Here is a 17,129-nt window from a genome sequence, read left to right as displayed (position 1 = left end):
AGGCGCCAGAGCTGCCAATTTCCCCGCGGGCAGGGCAATCGCATATGGCAGCGCCTGCCCCCCACTCCGGCCGCTGCGCGGCCACCTCTCCCCCATGTCATTGGGGGAGAGGAAACCCAGGCCTTTCAAGGCCGCGACCACGGCGATTGGCGTTTCCTCTGCCCCACTTTGTGGGGGAGAGGTGGCTCGGCGAAGCCGAGACGGAGTGGGGGAGCGCCATATGCGATTGCCCTGCCCTCAAAGGGGAGATCGCCCTCCGTTCACCCGGCGCCTTATCATACTACCCGCACCATGCTAACCATCCCCCATGGCACAGAAGAAAGCCTACGAGGTTGATTCCTGGCTCGCGAAGCCCGATCCGCGCATCTCGATCGTCCTGATCTACGGTCCCGATCGCGGGCTCGTCGCCGAGCGCGCCAGGGCATTTGTCGCGAAGACCGGCCTGCCGCTCGACGATCCGTTCTCGGTGGTCAGGCTCGACGGTTCGGAGATCGACCGCGACGAGGGCCGCCTGCTCGACGAGGCCCGCACCGTGCCGATGTTTTCGGATCGGCGGCTTCTGTGGGTGCGCAATGCCAGCGGCCAGAAGGCGCTGGCCGACGACGTGAAGGCGCTTGTCATGGACCCCGCGCGCGACGCGATCATTCTCATCGAAGCCGGCGACCTGAAGAAGGGCGTTGGTCTGCGCTCAATCGTCGAGGCGGCCGACAGCGCCATGGCCCTGCCCTGCTACGCCGATGAGGCCAGGGACATCGATGCGGTCATCGACGACGAACTGCGCAAGGCCGGCATGTCGATGGCATCAGACGCCCGGCAGGCGCTGCGCCGCAACCTTGGCGGCGACCGGCTGGCCTCGCGCGGCGAGATCGAAAAGCTGGTGCTCTATGCCCACGGCCAGAAGGAAATCGGCTTCGATGACGTCAAGGCGACGTCGGGCGATGTGTCCGGTCTCTCCTTCGACGATGCCGTCGATGCCTTGATCGAGGGCAAAATCAACGATTTCGACACCGCCTTCACCCGCCATTGCCAATCCGGCGGCCAACCCTTCCTGGTGTTGTCGTCGGCGATGCGGCAATTGCAGGCGATGCAGGCCATGCGCGGCCAGATGGACGCCGGCGGCCGCAACGCCGCTTCAGTCGTGGCCTCGGCCCGCCCGCCGGTTTTCTTCTCGCGGCGCAAACTGGTCGAGCGGGCGCTCGAACGCTGGAACAGCGAGGCGCTCGGCCGCGCCCTCAACCGCCTGCAGACCGCCGTGCTGCAAACAAGGCGGCGGCCCGATTTGTCGGTCGCGCTCGCCCGGCAGGCGCTGCTCGGCATTGCTGTGGAAAGCGCGAGGCTGGTGCAGAGGTAGGAGAGGCAATCGCATATGGCAGCGCCTGTCCCCCACTCCGGCCGCTGCGCGGCCACCTCTCCCCCACGTCATGGGGGAGAGGAAACCCAGGCCTTTCAAGGCCGCGACCACGGCGATTGGCGTTTCCTCTGCCCCACTTTGTGGGAGAGAGGTGGCTCGGCGAAGCCGAGACGGAGTGGGGCAGCGCCATATGCGTTTGCCCTGCCGTCAAGGGGAGAGATTGACGGCTGCTGCGATTTCGCCAACCGTCATGTCTCAAAGAGAAAGGCCGGCACAGTGGCCGACCCCTTTTAAACGCAAGGAATTGATCCTAAACCAGAACTTCATTTGCCGGCTAAATATCGCGATCTTTCAACGATCTACCGCTCCTGCTTCAGCCGTCGGCACAGTTCATCGAGCTGCTCCAGCGTCCGGTAGGAGACGTGGATCATACCGCCCTTCCCCTTGTGCTCGATCGATACGATCATGCCGATCGTGTCGGTCATCAGCTTTTCCAGCGCCAGCGTGTCGGCATCCTTCCGCGCCGGTTGGGCTTTCCTTGGCGCGACTGGCGCCCCGGCCGGCGCCTGCGCCAGAGCTTCGGCCTGGCGCACCGAAAGCCCATCCTCGACGATCCGCTTGGCAAGACCGGCCGGATCCTCTGATGTCACCAGCGTGCGGGCGTGGCCGGCCGACAGAGCACCGTCGACCAGCATGTCGCGGATCACGTCGGGCAGCTTCAACAGCCGCAGCGTATTGGCGACGTGGCTGCGGCTCTTGCCGATGACATTGCCGAGATCGGCCTGGGTGTAACCGTGGTCGTCGATCAATTGCTGATAGCCCTGCGCCTCCTCGACCGGATTGAGGTCGGCGCGCTGGACGTTTTCGATGATCGCCAGTTCCAGCGCCGTGCGGTCGTTGACGTCGCGGACAATGATCGGGATTTCGGTCAGCCCGGCGCGCTGCGCGGCGCGCCAGCGCCGCTCGCCGGCGATGATCTCGTAGCGGCCGGGCTGCGTTGGCGACGGCCGCGCCACCACCGGCTGCACCACGCCATGCTCGCGGATCGACTGGGCGAGATCGGTCAGTTCCGCATCGCCGAAATGCCGGCGCGGGTTTTTTGGATTGGGGCTGATGAACTCGATCGGCACCTTGCCGTCGGCGCTCATGCCCTGCTTTTCCACCGCCGCCGGGCGATCGATTTCGCCGATCAGCGCCGCCAGTCCCCGCCCCAGTCTTTTTCTCGAAAGGTCTTCGCTCATCGTCCGTCCAGATCGTTTCGCTATCGAATCGGCTTCTTGTTCATATCACTGTCGCAAAATCAGGCGGCATGCCTTACGCGGCGCGCAATTTGCGCTCGCGGCGGATCACTTCGGAGGCAAGCTGCAGATAGGCCTGGCTGCCCGAGCATTTGAGGTCGTAGAGGATCGCCGGCTTGCCGTAGGACGGCGCCTCGGAGACACGGACATTGCGCGGGATGATCGTCTCGTAGACCTTGTCGCCCATATGCGCCCTGACATCCTGCACCACCTGGTTGGCGAGGTTGTTGCGGCCGTCATACATGGTCAGCACGATGCCCTGGATGATCAGATCCGGATTGATCGTGCGGCGCACCTGCTCGACCGTTTCGAGCAGCTGACTGAGGCCTTCCAGCGCGAAGAATTCGCATTGCAGCGGAACAAGAACAGAGTCGGCTGCCGCCATTGAATTCAAAGTCAGAAGATTGAGCGACGGCGGGCAGTCAATCAGCACATAGCCGAAGGGCGCGCCACGCTCGCTCGCGGCGCGCAGCGCATTGCGCAGCTTGAGCACCCGGTCGGATGCGGAAGCGATCTCCATCTCGATGCCGAGCAGGTCGAGCGTCGACGGCACGATCGACAGGCCCGGCACCGCCGTCGGGATCGCCGCCGCCTCCAGATCGAGCTCGCCGGTCAGCACATCATAGGACGAAACGGTGCGGTCCTTGCGGTCGATGCCCAGGCCGGTCGAGGCATTGCCTTGCGGATCGAGATCGACGATCAGCACCTTTTCGCCGATCGCCGCCAGCGCCGTGGCCAGATTGATGGCGGTCGTCGTCTTGCCGACGCCGCCCTTCTGGTTGGCTACGGTGATGATTCGAGGGCCATTCTTCATCATGGGTCTATGCCAGAAATTCATTCCGAGGTCGCCAGTTACAGACAAAGGAGTCACAGACGGGGCAGTCACGAATCAGAGGGTTGCAAGCCAGACAATTCGAGGATGACGCCTTGGGCGTCGGTCACGCTGGCATGTTCTACCAGATCGAAGGACCATCGTTGAGTGCTTTCTGCCACTTCGGCGCGGTAATCCCGGCCTTTGTGGAACAGGCCGTGCGCACCCTTGGTCAGCCAGGGCGCCGCCAGGCTGAGCAGCACGGGAAGCGGCGCCAGCGCCCTGGCCGTGACGATTTGCGGCGCCGGAACAAGCGGATAGCTGTCGTCGATGCGGCGCGCGACGACCCGCGCCGGCAGGTTGAACTGGCCGACGATGGCTTGCAGGAAGGATGCTTTTTTCCGATTGCTTTCAATGAGATCGATGCTGGCGCCATCGCGCCCGGCAAGCAGAAAGGCAAGTACCAGGCCTGGAAAGCCGCCGCCCGAGCCGAGGTCGGCCCAGTTCTTCGCCTCGGGCACGATTCGGGCGAGTTGGGCGCTATCTAAGATGTGGCGGCGCCAGACATCATCCTGTGTCGATCGAGCGGCCAGATTTATGCTGCGGTTCCACTTCTGGAAAACCCGTTCGAACTCGACGAGGCGATCGAATGTTTCACGTGAAACCGGGCCGGCTGCCTCTTGCAGGCTGGCCCAGGACGCAGCGCTCACGCAACATCCCTTTGCGCGGCCTCGGCGTTGCGGACATGCGCGGCAATGATCGCGAGCGCCGCCGGCGTCATGCCTTCCATGCGCTGCGCGTCGGCAATGGAGCGCGGCTGGCGCAGCCGCATCTTCTGCTTCAGCTCGTTGGACAGGCCTGGCACCGCGGCGAAGTCGAGCGAAGCCGGGATCCGCCGGCTCTCCTCATGCCTGATCTGCGTGACATCGGCCTGCTGGCGGTCAAGGTAAACGGAATATTTCGCTTCCGTTTCGAGGCGCTCGGCCGTCTTGGCATCGATGGCGCCAAACTCCGGTGCAATCCGCGCCAGCCACGCGATGTCGACGCCGGGATAGGCCAGCAATTCATAGGCCGATCGACGCACGCCATCCCTGTTGATCTCAAGCCCATGGCGCGCCGCCTCATTGGGCGTCATGGTGATGCCGAGCGCGAGCGCCCGCGCCTTCTCCAGCTCCTGGACGACCTCATTGAACCGCCGTGTGCGTTCCCGCGAAGCCATCCCGAGCTTCGTTGCCAGCGGCGTCAGACGCTCATCGGCATTGTCCGCCCGGAGCGACAGCCGGAACTCGGCCCGCGATGTGAACATGCGGTAGGGTTCGCTGATGCCGCGACTGGTCAGGTCGTCGACCATCACCCCGATATAGGCCTCGGTGCGGCTGAGCACGATCTGGTCGCTGCCGGACGCCTTGCGCGCGGCGTTGAGGCCGGCCAGAAGCCCTTGCGCCGCCGCCTCTTCATAGCCGGTCGTGCCGTTGATCTGTCCGGCGAGGAACAGGCCGGAGATCCGCCTGGTTTCCAGCGTCGGCTCGAGCTCGCGCGGATCGACGTGATCATATTCGATGGCGTAGCCGGGCCGCAGCATGGTTGCGCGCTCCAGGCCGGGGATGGTCTTCAATATGTCGAGCTGCACATCCTCGGGCAGTGACGTCGAGATACCATTCGGATAGACGGTGTCGTCGTCGAGGCCTTCCGGCTCCAGGAATATCTGATGGCCCTCACGGTCGCCGAACTTGACGATTTTGTCCTCGATCGACGGGCAGTAACGCGGTCCCACGCCTTCGATCGAGCCGGAATACATGGCGGAACGGCCGAGATTGGCGCGGATCAGTTCGTGTGTGGCCACGGTCGTGCGCGTGATGCCGCAATGGATCTGCCGGTTTTCAATGCGGTCAGTCAGCAGCGAGAACGGCACGGGATGCTCGTCCGCCGCCTGGCTTTCCAGCGAGGCCCAGTCGATGGTGCGGCCGTCGAGCCTGGGCGGCGTGCCGGTCTTCAGCCGCCCGAGCTTGAAGCCGGCGCGGTTCATCGTCGCCGACAGGCCGAGGCTGGCCTGTTCGTTCATGCGGCCGGCGACGATCTTCTTCTCGCCGATATGGATGAGACCGCGCAGGAAGGTTCCGGTCGTCAGCACCGCGGCGCCACAGCTGAGTCTGCTTCCATCGGCCAGCAGAACCGCCACCACGCGCCCATTGTCGATTTCAAGATCCAGCACCTCGCCCTCGACGATTTCGAGATCGTTCTGCTGCCGAATCGCTGCTTGCATGGCAAGGCGATAGAGCTTGCGATCGGCCTGAGTCCGGGGCCCGCGCACTGCCGGACCCTTGCGGCGATTGAGCAGGCGGAACTGGATGCCGGCCGCATCGGCGACGCGTCCCATCAGCCCGTCCATGGCATCGATCTCGCGGACCAGATGGCCCTTGCCAAGGCCGCCGATCGCCGGATTGCAGGACATGACGCCGATTGTATCGAAGCGCAGCGTCACCAGGGCGGTGCGCGCCCCGGCGCGCGCCGCCGCACTGGCCGCCTCGCAACCCGCGTGGCCGCCTCCCACCACAACCACATCATAGTGATCGGTCATTCCAAGTGTTCCAGTTTCAGAGTGGTCGACACATGTGCCCGAGAGCGCCTGCTGTCAAGGATGCAGGGCATACTCGTTTCACGTGAAACAGTCCAAGACGAAACGTCAACTGCTTAACTTCGATAGCAGTCGCCCATGTTTCACGTGAATCCCTCACCTCGCCGCGCTCTGCAATGTTTCACGTGAGTCACTTCCCGATGCAGAACTGCGAAAAGATGACATCCAGCAAATCCTCGACATCGACCGACCCCACAATTCGCCCGAGCCGGTCCGCCGCCAGGCGCAACTCCTCCGCCCGCAACTCCTGTCCGCGCCCCTCCTCCGTCAAAGCTGCAAGCAGATACCGCTTTGTCTCGCTAAGAAGCTCGACATGCCGCAGCCGCGACGGCAGAATATCGCCAGCCTGACCGATTTCCGCCGCGGCGCGGCGTCCGATCTCCGCCAGCAATTCCGGCACACCGGTGCCGTCCCTGACCGAAATCGCGGCATCATAGCCGGTCGTCTGCAACTCCGGCCCTACCAAGTCCGCCTTTGTTCCAATCCTTAACGCCGGTGCATCGGTTGGAATCATGCCGGCTGAAACCGGATTGGCCATGTCCTCCAGCACCAGCAAGAGGTCGGCCCCGTGCGCCTTGGCGCGCGCCTTCTCGATGCCGATCGCCTCAACCTTGCCCGGCGCATCACGAAGACCGGCCGTATCGGTCACCCAGACCCGCATCCCCGAGAGATCCAGCACCACTTCGAGCAGATCGCGGGTCGTGCCGGGCTCATCGGTAACGATCGCGGCCTCGCGCTGGGCCAGCGCATTGAAGAGGCTGGATTTCCCGGCATTCGGCGCCCCGAGGATGACGACTTCGAACCCGTCGCGGATGATCTCGGCGGCCCGGAACCCTTCGACGTGACGGGCGATCTCATCGACCATCGCCCTGACATCCGACCAGACCGCGTCCGCCACGGAACCGGGCACATCGTCCTCGTCGGAAAAGTCGATCTCGGCTTCGATCATCGCCCGCGCATGAATGAGCCGCCGGCGCCAGCCGAGATAGAGCTCGCTTTGCGCGCCTGCGGCATTCCGCACGGCAAAGCGTCGCTGCGCCTCGGTCTCGGCATTGACGAGATCGGCCAGTGCCTCGGTCTCGACCAGATCGACCTTGCCGTTGAGAAAGGCGCGCCGGGTGAATTCGCCGGGCTCGGCATGCCTGACGCCGTCGAAGCCCGCGATCGTCTCCAGCATCTTGGCCGCAACGGCCCGTCCGCCATGAACATGGAACTCGGCGACATCCTCGCCGGTAAAGCTGTTGGGAGCAGGGAAAAAGACAACCAATCCAGCATCGAGCAAGGTTCCATCCGCTGCCCTAAGCTTGCGCAGCGTCGCGATGCGGTCCTTAACCATAGTGCCGGCAATCGTTTCGACAACGAATCGAGTCTGAGCGCCCGAAATCCGGATAACGGCGATGCCGGCAGGCAGGCGGCCGCTGGACAGAGCAACGATGGAATCGCCTGAAATCATTTGCCCGCTCTAATAGACCGCCCTAGCTATGCCTGTTCAATCCAATCTTTTCGCCCGAGTGCCCGACCGTGACATTGCCCGCGCAAAATCTGCTTGCCGAAGAAGCCAGCCCCTATCTGCAGCAGCACAGCGGCAATCCGGTGCACTGGCGGGGATGGTCGCCCGCGGCACTTGCCGAAGCCAGGACCCTGGACCGGCCGATCCTGCTCTCCGTCGGCTATGCCGCCTGCCACTGGTGCCACGTGATGGCGCATGAGAGCTTCGAGAACGACGACGTGGCCGCCGTCATGAACCGTCTCTTCGTCAATATCAAGGTCGACCGCGAGGAGCGGCCGGACATCGACCAGATCTACATGGCCGCGCTGTCCTCGATGGGCGAGCAGGGCGGCTGGCCGCTGACCATGTTCCTGACCCCGGACGGCAAGCCGTTCTGGGGCGGCACCTATTTTCCGCGCGAGGCACGCTACGGCCGCCCCGGTTTCATCCAGGTGATGGAAGCGGTCGACAAGGCCTGGCGCGACAAGCGGCCGAGCCTCAACCAGAGTGCCGACGGCCTGGCCACCCATGTCGAACGGCGGCTGGCCGGCGGCCATGCCAAGGCCGCGCTCGACCGCGATACGCTGGAAAACCTCGCCAATGGCATCGACGGCATTATCGACCGGGAGTTGGGTGGTCTGCGCGGCGCGCCAAAATTCCCCAATGCGCCCTTCATGCAGACGCTCTGGCTGTCCTGGCTGCGCGACGGCGCCACGTCCCATCGCGACGCCGTCCTCACCAGCCTCCAAAAGATGCTGGCCGGCGGCATCTATGACCATGTCGGCGGCGGTCTGAGCCGCTATTCGACCGATGCCGAGTGGCTGGTGCCGCATTTCGAGAAGATGCTCTACGACAACGCTCAGTCCATCCGCCTGTGCAACTGGGCCTATACGGCATCAGGCAATGATTTGTTCCGGCTACGAATCGAAGAGACGATAGGCTGGCTGCTGCGCGAGATGCGCGCCGATGGCGGTGCCTTCGCCGCCAGCCTCGATGCCGACAGCGACGGCGAGGAGGGACTTTTCTACACCTGGGGCAGGGACGAGGTCGAAGCTGTCCTTGGCGACGAATCCGCCTTGTTTTTCAATTACTTCACGCTTTCCTCCCCGCATGGCTGGGAAGGCAAGCCGGTCCTCCATCAGACGGCTGCCCAGCAGGTGCAAAGCGTGGCCGATCGTGACCGGCTTATCCCGCTGAAGGAAAGACTGCTGGCAGCGAGAGAAAAACGCGTCAGGCCTGGGCGCGACGGCAAGGCCCTGACCGACTGGAACGGGCTGATGATCGCGGCCCTTGCCGAGGCGGGGCGATCCTTCGGCCGGGCCGACTGGATCGAAGCGGCTGAAATAGCTTTTGCCCACATCGCCAATGCCGCCCAGAACAATCGCCTGCCGCATTCGATGCTCGGCGCCAAGAAACTGTTTCCCGCTCTGTCCAGCGACTATGCCGCCATGACCAACGCCGCGATTGCGCTGTTCGAGGCCACAGGCGATTCGCAATATGTCGATCGGGCGGGGCAATTCATCGAGCAGCTCGACCACTGGCACCGGGATGGCGAAAAAAACCGGCTACTATCTGACCGCATCGGACAGCACCGACGTGCCGATCCGCATCAGGGGCGATGTCGACGAAGCTATTCCTTCGGCCACCGGCCAGATCATCGAAGCCTTGGTCCGACTGTCTTCCGTTACCGGCGATCTCGAACTGCAGGAGCGGGCCTGGAAAATCGCCGAACACGCGGCCGGCCGCGCTGCCCACCAGACCTATGGCCAGGCCGGCATCGTCAACGCCTGCGCGTTCGCGCTCGAACCGCTGAAGCTGGTGATCGTCGACCGCCCAGAGAATCTAGCTCTTGTTCCGGTTGCGAATCGAAATCCGGACCTGCGCCGGGTGGATATTGTTGTGGCAATCGGTACGGAAGCGAATCGGCCGACGCTACCAGGCGGCATCTTGCCGCCAACCGACAAGCCCGGCGCCTGGCTGTGCACGGGGCAGGTTTGTTTGCCGGTGATTACCAGCCCCAAGGAACTCGAACGGTTGCTACGGCAAAGATAGAGTTCGTCATCCTATGGCGAAGCAAGGAGCGAAGCGACGCGGCGCAGACCATAGGATCCATGCCGTGACTTTCGAGCGCTGCAACGGGGCAGATTCTGCTCCGCTGTTTCTCGGGCAGACCCTACGGCATGGATCCTCGGGTCAAGCCCGAGGATGACGAGGCGAGGGGAGCCCTGCCCCCAATCACGTATTCATCGAATCGAAGAAATCCGCATTCGTCTTGGTCTGCTTCAGCTTGTCGATCAGGAACTCGATGGCGTCGGTCGTTCCCATCGGCGCCAGGATGCGGCGCAGCACGAAAATCTTCTGCAAATCGGAGCGCGGGACGAGCAGGTCTTCCTTGCGCGTGCCGGATTTCAAAATGTCCATGGCTGGATAGATGCGCTTGTCCGCCACCTTGCGGTCGAGCTGGATTTCGCAGTTGCCGGTGCCCTTGAACTCTTCGAAGATGACTTCGTCCATGCGGCTGCCGGTATCGATCAGCGCGGTGGCGATGATGGTCAGCGAACCGCCTTCCTCGATGTTGCGGGCGGCGCCGAAGAAGCGCTTCGGCCGCTGCAGGGCATTGGCGTCGACGCCGCCGGTCAGCACCTTGCCGGATGACGGCACCACGGTGTTGTAGGCGCGGCCAAGGCGGGTGATCGAATCGAGCAGGATGACGACGTCGCGGCCATGTTCGACCAGGCGCTTGGCCTTCTCGATCACCATTTCGGCGACCTGGACGTGGCGCACCGCCGGCTCGTCGAAGGTCGAGGAAATCACCTCGCCTTTCACCGAGCGCTGCATGTCGGTCACTTCTTCCGGCCGCTCGTCGATCAGAAGCACGATCAGGTAACATTCCGGATGGTTGGCCGTGATCGAATGCGCGATGTTCTGCATCAGCACCGTCTTGCCGGTACGCGGTTGCGCGTTGATCAGTGCGCGCTGGCCCTTGCCGATCGGCGCCACAAGATCGATGACGCGCGCCGAGATGTCCTTGCTGGTCGGATTGTCGATCTCCATCCTGAGCCGCTTGGTCGGATAAAGCGGCGTCAGATTGTCGAAGTGAATCTTGTGGCGGATCTTCTCCGGGTCGTCGAAATTGATCGTATTGACCTTGAGCAGGGCGAAATAGCGTTCGCCTTCCTTCGGGCTGCGGATCGGCCCTTCGACGGTATCGCCGGTCTTCAGCGAAAAGCGGCGGATCTGCGAGGGCGAGATATAGATATCGTCGGGACCCGGCAGGTAATTGGCATTGGCCGAGCGCAGGAAGCCGAAACCGTCCTGGAGCACTTCGACGACGCCGTCGCCGATGATCTCGATATCCTGTGCCGCCAGCTTCTTCAGGATCGCGAACATCAGCTCCTGCTTGCGCATGACGCTGGCGTTCTCAACCTCGAGCGACTCGGCATAGGCGATCAGCTCTGGTGGTTTCTTGTTCTTGAACTCGGTGAGTTTCATTTCTTGCATAGACGGACTCTGAATCGGATTTGGGAAAAAATATCGGCGGGATGCGACAAATGCCGGGCGCGGCCGAAAGCGATGAAGGGGCGGCGCATGACGGGAAGGAAGACCCGTCTTGTATCGTCGGTCGGGTGAAAGAGCAAGCCGCCATTTGCCGGTTGCCCGGCAGCGCCACGATGCGTCAGAACGGCTTCACGATAACCAGCACGACGATGACGATCATCAGCAATGTGGGTATCTCGTTGACGATCCGCCAGTGCCTCGCCGGTTTTTCGTTGCGATCCTCGGCGAATTTGCGCACGGCACCCGCCAGATAGCCGTGAACGGCCGAGAGACCAAGCACCGCCGCGATCTTGGCATGCAGCCAGCCGCCCTGAAAACCGAAGCCTTTCCAGGCAAGCCAGAGGCCGAACGCCCAGGTGATGACCATCGCCGGATTGATGATGCCGCGCAGCAGGCGGCGCTCCATCACCTTGAAGGTTTCTGACTGCACCGAACCTTTCCCGGCATCGGCATGATAGACCAGCAGCCGCGGCAGATAGAGCATGCCCGCCATCCACGAGATGACGGCAATCACGTGGATCGCTTTCGCCCATGGATAGAAATCGTCCGGTCCAAACAGGAACAGCAGCCCGGCCAGCACGAGAAAAACAGCTATCGCGATTGCCGCCCGGCGCATCGCCGCGCCGCCGCTATTGGCGCCCTGGCTGCCTTTGCCCATCATCGCCATGATGCATTCCTCACCAGCTTCACCATCTGCTCGACATGCGCCAGCGGCGTCTCCGGCGTGATGCCATGGCCGAGATTGAAGATCAGCGGTCCGTTGCCCAGCGCCTTCAGGATCGCCTCGACGCCCTCGGCAAGCGCCTTGCCCCCGGCCACCAGCCGCAACGGATCGAGATTGCCCTGGACGGCACCATCTCGCTGCAACTCACGCGCCGCCGTCAGCGGCACGGTCCAGTCGAGGCCAAGGCCGGTCACGCCGGTCTTCTGCCGATAGCTGCGGTAATGGTCGCCGGCGCCCTTGGGAAAGCCGATGATCGGAACATCGGGATGGGCGGCACGAACCTGCCTGACGATCTCGGCCAACGGCTTTACGCAGAACAGTTCGAAGGACGCCTCGTCGAGCACGCCGGACCACGAGTCGAAGATCTGCACCACATCGGCGCCGGCCTCGATCTGGCGAATAAGATAGGCGGCGGAATGATCGACCAGCACTTTGAGCAGCTGCTGGAAGGCCGCAGGCTCGCGATAGGCGAACAGCCGCGCCGGCGCCTGGTCGGGCGTGCCGTGCCCGGCGATCATGTAGGTCGCCACCGTCCACGGCGCGCCGCAGAATCCGATCAGCGTCGTCTCGTCGGGCAATTTCGCACGCAACTGGCGCACCGCGTCGTAGACCGGTTCGAGATTCACGTGAAACGTTTCGCCACTGAGAGCCGAAATCTCCTTCGCTGAAATCGGCGTCAGCAGCGGCCCACGCCCTTCCTCGAAGCGCACGTCGCGGCCCAGCGCATGCGGCACGACAAGGATATCGGAAAACAGGATCGAGGCGTCGAAGCCGAAGCGCTCGATCGGCTGCAGCGTGACCTCGACGGCAAGATCCGGATTGTAGCAAAGATCGAGGAACGAGCCGGCGCGCTTACGCGTCTGCCTGTACTCCGGCAGATAGCGGCCGGCCTGACGCATCATCCAGAGCGGCGGCGGCGATACCGTCTTGCCCTTCAGCACGTCCAGCATGATGCGGTTTTCAGGCATTCAGCGCTCGCCTCTCCAAGCTTCTCTATAATCAAATATTCTATTTCTAAGAATCTTCTGATTCTAAGAGTCTGTTGGTTGTGATGGTTGTCACCTGTCCCGCTTTGCCCCGGCAAAGGCCAGCCAGCATATTGTCGCGTGCTTCTCCAACGGGATTGTAGGACTTTGTGGAAAGCCGGGAATCGCCAACTGGAGTCAATGGCTTATAGCCGACCCCGATAAAAAACGCCCTGTGGATGACACGAAGGCAAAAACACTCGTCCACGGATTTGTCCCCAGCCGCCCGCAAAAGCCGACAGCGCATCGAATTGTGGACAAACTGCCATCTGATACAGTCCCACCCGAGCGGCCGATCTTTCCGTCCAGCCTTATCCACATCGGCCCACAGCCTGGAATGACCCCCTGTGAACAAACCGCAGAGCTTCTTTCACCTCCATCTGATTTCCGATGCCACCGGCGAAACGCTGCTCGCCGCCGGCCGTGCGGCGTCGGCGCAATACAAGGATGCGCGCGCCATCGAGCATATCTATCCGCTGATCCGCACCGAAAAGCAGGTGACGAAGGTGTTCGAGGATATCGAGGAGGAGCCGGGCATCATCCTCTACACCGTCGTCGACCAGAAGCTCGCCCGCGGCATCGATGAGCGCTGCGCCGCCATGGGCCTGCCTTGCGTCTCGGTGCTGGAGCCGGTGCTGACCGTGTTCCAATCCTATCTCGGCACGCCGGCGGGCCGCCGCGTCGGTGCCCAGCACGTTCTCGACGCCGACTATTTCCGCCGCATCGATGCGCTCAACTTCACCATGGAGCATGATGACGGCCAGCTGCCGGCCAATATGGATGATGCCGACATCGTGCTGATCGGCATTTCGCGCACCTCGAAGACGCCGACCAGCATCTATCTCGCCAATCGCGGCATCAAGACAGCCAACATTCCGATCGTGCTTGGCGTGCCGGTGCCGGAAAGCCTGGTCAACGCCAGGACGCCGCTGATCGTCGGGCTGGTCGCCACCGCCGAACGCATCTCGCAGGTTCGACAGAACCGTATCCTCGGTAACACCAGCGCCTATGAGCCGACCGACTATGTCGACCGCGCCGCGATCAACGAGGAGCTCGCCTATGCCCGCCAGATCTGCACCCGGCATGGCTGGCCGATGATCGATGTCAGCCGCCGCTCGATCGAGGAAACGGCGGCGGCCATCGTTGCCCTGCGTGGCAAGACAAGGTAGGGTCCGGGCGCTTGTGCTGTGGGTGGTCCTTTCCTTCTCCCCTTGTGGGAGAAGGTGGCCGAGCGAAGCTCGGTCGGACTAGGGGGGTGCTCCAGCTTGGCGCCGCCGCATTCCGTCCAACACCCCTCAACCGTCTTGGCGCTGCGCGCCAATCCACCTTCTCCCACAAGGGGAGAAGGGAAGATCGGGCGAAAAAATGACCGAAAAAATCATCCTCGCCTCGGGCAGTCCGTTCCGCAAGGCGATGCTCGTCAATGCCGGCCTCGCCATCGAGGTGGTCCCGCCGGAAGTCGATGAGCGGGCGCTCGAAGCGCCGTTGCAGGACAGCGGCATTTCGCCCGAGGACGTCGCCCTGGTGCTCGCCGAAGCCAAGGCTACCGAGGTCAGCGAGCGCAAGCCCGGCGCCCTGGTGCTCGGCTGCGACCAGACGCTGTCGCTCGGCGACGAAATATTCCACAAGCCTGCCGACATGGAAGGCGCGCGCCGCCATCTCCTGGCGCTGTCGGGCAAGACCCATCAGTTGAACAGCGCCGCGGTGCTTGCCCGTGACGGCGAGGTTCTGTGGCGCCATGTCGGCGTCGCCAGCCTGACCATGCGAAAACTCGATCCGGCCTTCATCGGCCGCCATCTGGCGCGCGTCGGCGCCAAGGCGCTGGCCAGCGTCGGCGCCTATCAGATCGAGGGCGAAGGCATCCAGCTTTTCGAAAAGATCGAGGGCGATTACTTCACCATAGTGGGCCTGCCGCTGCTGCCGGTGCTGGCGAAGCTGCGCGAACTCGGAGCCATCGATGGCTGAAGGCTCGAAAAAGGCCTTCGTCACCGGCCATCCGATCGCGCATTCGCGGTCACCGAAGATCCATGGCCACTGGCTGGCCAAATACGGCATCGACGGCAGCTATAGGGCGATCGACGTGGCGCCGGCCAACTTTGCCGAATTCGTACAGACGCTCGAGGCGAATGGCTACCGGGGCGGCAACGTCACCATTCCGCACAAGGAGGCAGCCTTTGCTCTTGTCGCCCGTCGCGACGATGCCGCCGAATCGATCGGCGCGGTCAACACGCTGTGGTTCGAGGATGGAACCCTGTGCGGCGGCAACACCGACGCCCACGGCTTCGCCGCCAATCTCGACGAGCACGCGCCGGGCTGGGCCGGCAATAGCCCGGCCGTGGTGCTCGGCGCCGGCGGCGCGTCGCGTGCGGTCATCCATGCGCTGATCGAGCGCGGCGTCAGCGACATCCGCATCGTCAACCGGACGCTTGCGAGAGCGCGCGAACTCGCCCACCGCTTCGGCAGCGGCGTTTCCGCGCATGGAGTGGCGGCGACCGGCGAGCTGCTGGCCGATGCCGGGCTGCTCATCAACACCACTGCGCTCGGCATGCATGGCAATGAAGGCCTTTCCGCCGACCCGATGGGACTGCCGGACCATGCCCTCGTCACCGACCTCGTCTACGTGCCGCTGGCGACGCCGCTTCTCGCCGCTGCCCGGGCGCGTGGCCTGAAGACGGTCGACGGGCTCGGCATGCTGCTGCACCAGGCCGTGCCCGGCTTCGAGCGCTGGTTCGGTGTGCGGCCCGAAGTCACCGCCGAACTCAGGCGGATAATTCTGGCCGATATCGGTGCCAAATGATCGTGCTCGGCCTCACCGGATCGATCGGCATGGGCAAGTCGACGACGGCAAGGATGTTCGCCGAGGCCGGCGTGCCGGTCCACGATTCCGACGAGGCAGTGCACCGCCTTTATGCCGGCAAGGCGGCGCCGCTGGTCGAGGCCGCCTTTCCCGGCACCACGGTTTCCGGTTCCGTCGATCGCGCGAAGCTCGCCGAGTACGTGCTCGGCGATGCCGCGGCCTTGAAACGGCTGGAAGCGATCATCCATCCGCTGGTGCGGGCCGATGCCGATGCCTTCCTGGCGAGGAACAGCGCCGCCGGCGCGCCGCTTGCCGTTCTCGATATCCCACTGCTGTTCGAAACAGCCGGCCGGGGCCGGGTCGACAAGGTCGTGGTCGTCACCGCGCCGGCCGATATCCAGCGCGCCCGCGTGCTGGCGCGGCCGGGCATGAGCGAGGCCAAGCTGGCGGCGATCCTGGCCAAGCAGGTTCCCGATGCCGAAAAGCGTCGGCAGGCCGATTTCATCATCGATACCGGCCAGGGCTTTGACGCTGCGCGCGCCGCGGTTGCCGCGATCATCGGCGAACTGACCGGGGATAAGTCCGGCTCCTGACACCAGCTTTTCCATTGCCATTTTGTTCTGGTGTATGATTCTGCTTCTTCAGGACGGACTGATTCGATGCGCGAGATCATCTTCGATACGGAAACCACCGGGCTCGATTCCCGCGAGGACCGCGTCATCGAGCTTGGCGGCGTCGAGCTGGTCAACCGATACCCGACCGGCCGCACCTTCCATCACTATATCGATCCGCAAGGCCGCCCGATCCATGCGGAGGCACAGGCAGTGCATGGCATCAGCGCCGCCGACCTTCAGGGCAAGCCGACCTTCAGCGACATCGCCGAGGAGTTTCTCGCCTTCATCGACGGCGCCAAGCTGGTCGCTCACAATGCAACGTTCGACATCGGCTTCCTCAACCTCGAATTCGGCCGTCTCGGCCATCCGGTCATCGATCCGGGCCGTGTCGTCGACACGCTGGCGCTGGCGCGCCGCAGGCATCCGATGGGCCCAAATTCACTGGACGCGCTGTGCCGGCGCTACGGCATCGACAATGGCCGCCGCACCAAGCACGGCGCATTGCTCGATTCGGAATTGCTGGCCGAAGTCTATATCGAGCTCATCGGCGGCAAGCAGGCGGCGCTCATCCTCGATGCGGTGGCGGTGCAGGTCAACGGTGCGGGCGAAGTCGCCGACATCGACATCACCATTGCCGCCAGGCCGATCGCCCTGCCGCCGCGCCTGACCGACGCCGAGCGCGCCGCGCATGCCGGCCTGGTCGGCACGCTGGGCGAAAAGGCGCTCTGGCTGCGGGTCGGGGCGGGATAGGCGGCGCGACGCTACCATGCCTTCGTCATCCTAGGGCGCAGCAAGGAGCGTAGCGACGCGGCGTAGACCCTAGGATC

At 63.7% G+C, this 17,129-nt stretch carries 14 protein-coding genes and 1 pseudogene; 7 read left to right on the top strand and 8 right to left on the bottom strand.

Features of this window, described 5'->3' with window-relative positions; translation table 11 throughout:
* The first annotated feature begins 307 nt into the window (after positions 1 to 307).
* Positions 308 to 1,351, top strand: a complete 1,044-nt coding sequence (holA, locus tag MESS2_RS06135; RefSeq protein WP_008873269.1) for a DNA polymerase III subunit delta — start codon at positions 308 to 310, stop codon at positions 1,349 to 1,351.
* A gap of 359 nt (positions 1,352 to 1,710) precedes the next feature.
* Here the strand turns inward: holA and MESS2_RS06130 are convergent, their stop codons facing one another.
* The 5 genes from MESS2_RS06130 to mnmE all read right to left on the bottom strand — a co-directional run bounded on the left by MESS2_RS06130 (position 1,711) and on the right by mnmE (position 7,548).
* Positions 1,711 to 2,592, bottom strand: coding sequence for a ParB/RepB/Spo0J family partition protein (locus MESS2_RS06130; protein ID WP_008873267.1), 882 nt, complete (start codon positions 2,590 to 2,592; stop codon positions 1,711 to 1,713).
* 73 nt (positions 2,593 to 2,665) lie between these two features.
* A complete protein-coding gene (locus MESS2_RS06125) occupies positions 2,666 to 3,466 on the bottom strand; it encodes a ParA family protein (protein WP_008873266.1) in 801 nt (266 codons plus the stop codon).
* 65 nt (positions 3,467 to 3,531) lie between these two features.
* Complete coding sequence (gene rsmG / locus MESS2_RS06120) at positions 3,532 to 4,170, bottom strand: 16S rRNA (guanine(527)-N(7))-methyltransferase RsmG (RefSeq protein ID WP_008873265.1); 639 nt, start codon at positions 4,168 to 4,170, stop codon at positions 3,532 to 3,534.
* Positions 4,167 to 6,038, bottom strand: coding sequence for a tRNA uridine-5-carboxymethylaminomethyl(34) synthesis enzyme MnmG (gene mnmG / locus MESS2_RS06115; protein WP_008873264.1), 1,872 nt, complete (start codon positions 6,036 to 6,038; stop codon positions 4,167 to 4,169). Before mnmG ends, rsmG begins: the two co-directional genes overlap by 4 nt.
* A 187-nt stretch (positions 6,039 to 6,225) precedes the next feature.
* On the bottom strand, positions 6,226 to 7,548 hold the full coding sequence (gene mnmE, locus MESS2_RS06110; RefSeq protein ID WP_008873263.1) for a tRNA uridine-5-carboxymethylaminomethyl(34) synthesis GTPase MnmE: 1,323 nt from the start codon (positions 7,546 to 7,548) through the stop codon (positions 6,226 to 6,228).
* A 68-nt stretch (positions 7,549 to 7,616) separates the two neighbouring features.
* Here mnmE and MESS2_RS06105 point away from each other — a divergent pair.
* Positions 7,617 to 9,636, top strand: a pseudogene (locus MESS2_RS06105) (thioredoxin domain-containing protein).
* Between the two features lie 183 nt (positions 9,637 to 9,819).
* Here MESS2_RS06105 and rho read toward each other — a convergent pair.
* The 3 genes from rho to hemE all read right to left on the bottom strand — a co-directional run bounded on the left by rho (position 9,820) and on the right by hemE (position 12,834).
* Positions 9,820 to 11,085 (bottom strand): transcription termination factor Rho, encoded by a 1,266-nt coding sequence (gene rho / locus MESS2_RS06100; RefSeq protein WP_008873260.1) that lies wholly within the window; start codon positions 11,083 to 11,085, stop codon positions 9,820 to 9,822.
* Positions 11,086 to 11,260: 175 nt separating this feature from the next.
* Positions 11,261 to 11,803 (bottom strand): protoporphyrinogen oxidase HemJ, encoded by a 543-nt coding sequence (gene hemJ / locus MESS2_RS06095; RefSeq protein ID WP_008873259.1) that lies wholly within the window; start codon positions 11,801 to 11,803, stop codon positions 11,261 to 11,263.
* Positions 11,800 to 12,834, bottom strand: a complete 1,035-nt coding sequence (gene hemE, locus MESS2_RS06090) for a uroporphyrinogen decarboxylase (protein ID WP_008873258.1) — start codon at positions 12,832 to 12,834, stop codon at positions 11,800 to 11,802. Before hemE ends, hemJ begins: the two co-directional genes overlap by 4 nt.
* A 404-nt stretch (positions 12,835 to 13,238) precedes the next feature.
* Between hemE and MESS2_RS06085 the strand changes: the two genes are divergently transcribed.
* The 5 genes from MESS2_RS06085 to dnaQ all read left to right on the top strand — a co-directional run bounded on the left by MESS2_RS06085 (position 13,239) and on the right by dnaQ (position 17,052).
* Positions 13,239 to 14,060, top strand: a complete 822-nt coding sequence (locus MESS2_RS06085) for a pyruvate, water dikinase regulatory protein (RefSeq protein ID WP_008873256.1) — start codon at positions 13,239 to 13,241, stop codon at positions 14,058 to 14,060.
* A gap of 196 nt (positions 14,061 to 14,256) precedes the next feature.
* Entirely contained in the window at positions 14,257 to 14,856 is a 600-nt protein-coding gene (locus MESS2_RS06080) for a Maf-like protein (protein ID WP_008873255.1), read from the top strand.
* On the top strand, positions 14,849 to 15,688 hold the full coding sequence (locus tag MESS2_RS06075; protein WP_008873254.1) for a shikimate dehydrogenase: 840 nt from the start codon (positions 14,849 to 14,851) through the stop codon (positions 15,686 to 15,688). Before MESS2_RS06080 ends, MESS2_RS06075 begins: the two co-directional genes overlap by 8 nt.
* Entirely contained in the window at positions 15,685 to 16,281 is a 597-nt protein-coding gene (coaE, locus tag MESS2_RS06070; protein ID WP_008873253.1) for a dephospho-CoA kinase, read from the top strand. Before MESS2_RS06075 ends, coaE begins: the two co-directional genes overlap by 4 nt.
* Positions 16,282 to 16,347: 66 nt before the next feature.
* Positions 16,348 to 17,052, top strand: a complete 705-nt coding sequence (gene dnaQ, locus MESS2_RS06065; RefSeq protein WP_008873252.1) for a DNA polymerase III subunit epsilon — start codon at positions 16,348 to 16,350, stop codon at positions 17,050 to 17,052.
* Positions 17,053 to 17,129 lie beyond the last annotated feature (77 nt).

It is taken from the genome of Mesorhizobium metallidurans STM 2683, assembly GCF_000350085.1.
GTDB classification, from domain to species: domain Bacteria; phylum Pseudomonadota; class Alphaproteobacteria; order Rhizobiales; family Rhizobiaceae; genus Mesorhizobium; species Mesorhizobium metallidurans.
Note: the sequence above shows the minus strand (reverse complement) of the source record. Positions and strands in the feature narration are given on the sequence as shown.

What these genes read in the sequence shown, in the direction of transcription:
- hemJ (WP_008873259.1), bottom strand. Translation starts at nt 11,803, where the DNA reads ATGATGGGCAAAGGCAGCCAGGGCGCCAATAGCGGCGGCGCGGCGATG.
- MESS2_RS06125 (WP_008873266.1), bottom strand. Translation starts at nt 3,466, where the DNA reads ATGATGAAGAATGGCCCTCGAATCATCACCGTAGCCAACCAGAAGGGC.
- hemE (WP_008873258.1), bottom strand. Translation starts at nt 12,834, where the DNA reads ATGCCTGAAAACCGCATCATGCTGGACGTGCTGAAGGGCAAGACGGTA.
- mnmG (WP_008873264.1), bottom strand. Translation starts at nt 6,038, where the DNA reads ATGACCGATCACTATGATGTGGTTGTGGTGGGAGGCGGCCACGCGGGT.
- mnmE (WP_008873263.1), bottom strand. Translation starts at nt 7,548, where the DNA reads ATGATTTCAGGCGATTCCATCGTTGCTCTGTCCAGCGGCCGCCTGCCT.
- holA (WP_008873269.1), top strand. Translation starts at nt 308, where the DNA reads ATGGCACAGAAGAAAGCCTACGAGGTTGATTCCTGGCTCGCGAAGCCC.
- MESS2_RS06080 (WP_008873255.1), top strand. Translation starts at nt 14,257, where the DNA reads ATGACCGAAAAAATCATCCTCGCCTCGGGCAGTCCGTTCCGCAAGGCG.
- coaE (WP_008873253.1), top strand. Translation starts at nt 15,685, where the DNA reads ATGATCGTGCTCGGCCTCACCGGATCGATCGGCATGGGCAAGTCGACG.
- rho (WP_008873260.1), bottom strand. Translation starts at nt 11,085, where the DNA reads ATGCAAGAAATGAAACTCACCGAGTTCAAGAACAAGAAACCACCAGAG.
- MESS2_RS06075 (WP_008873254.1), top strand. Translation starts at nt 14,849, where the DNA reads ATGGCTGAAGGCTCGAAAAAGGCCTTCGTCACCGGCCATCCGATCGCG.
- dnaQ (WP_008873252.1), top strand. Translation starts at nt 16,348, where the DNA reads ATGCGCGAGATCATCTTCGATACGGAAACCACCGGGCTCGATTCCCGC.
- MESS2_RS06130 (WP_008873267.1), bottom strand. Translation starts at nt 2,592, where the DNA reads ATGAGCGAAGACCTTTCGAGAAAAAGACTGGGGCGGGGACTGGCGGCG.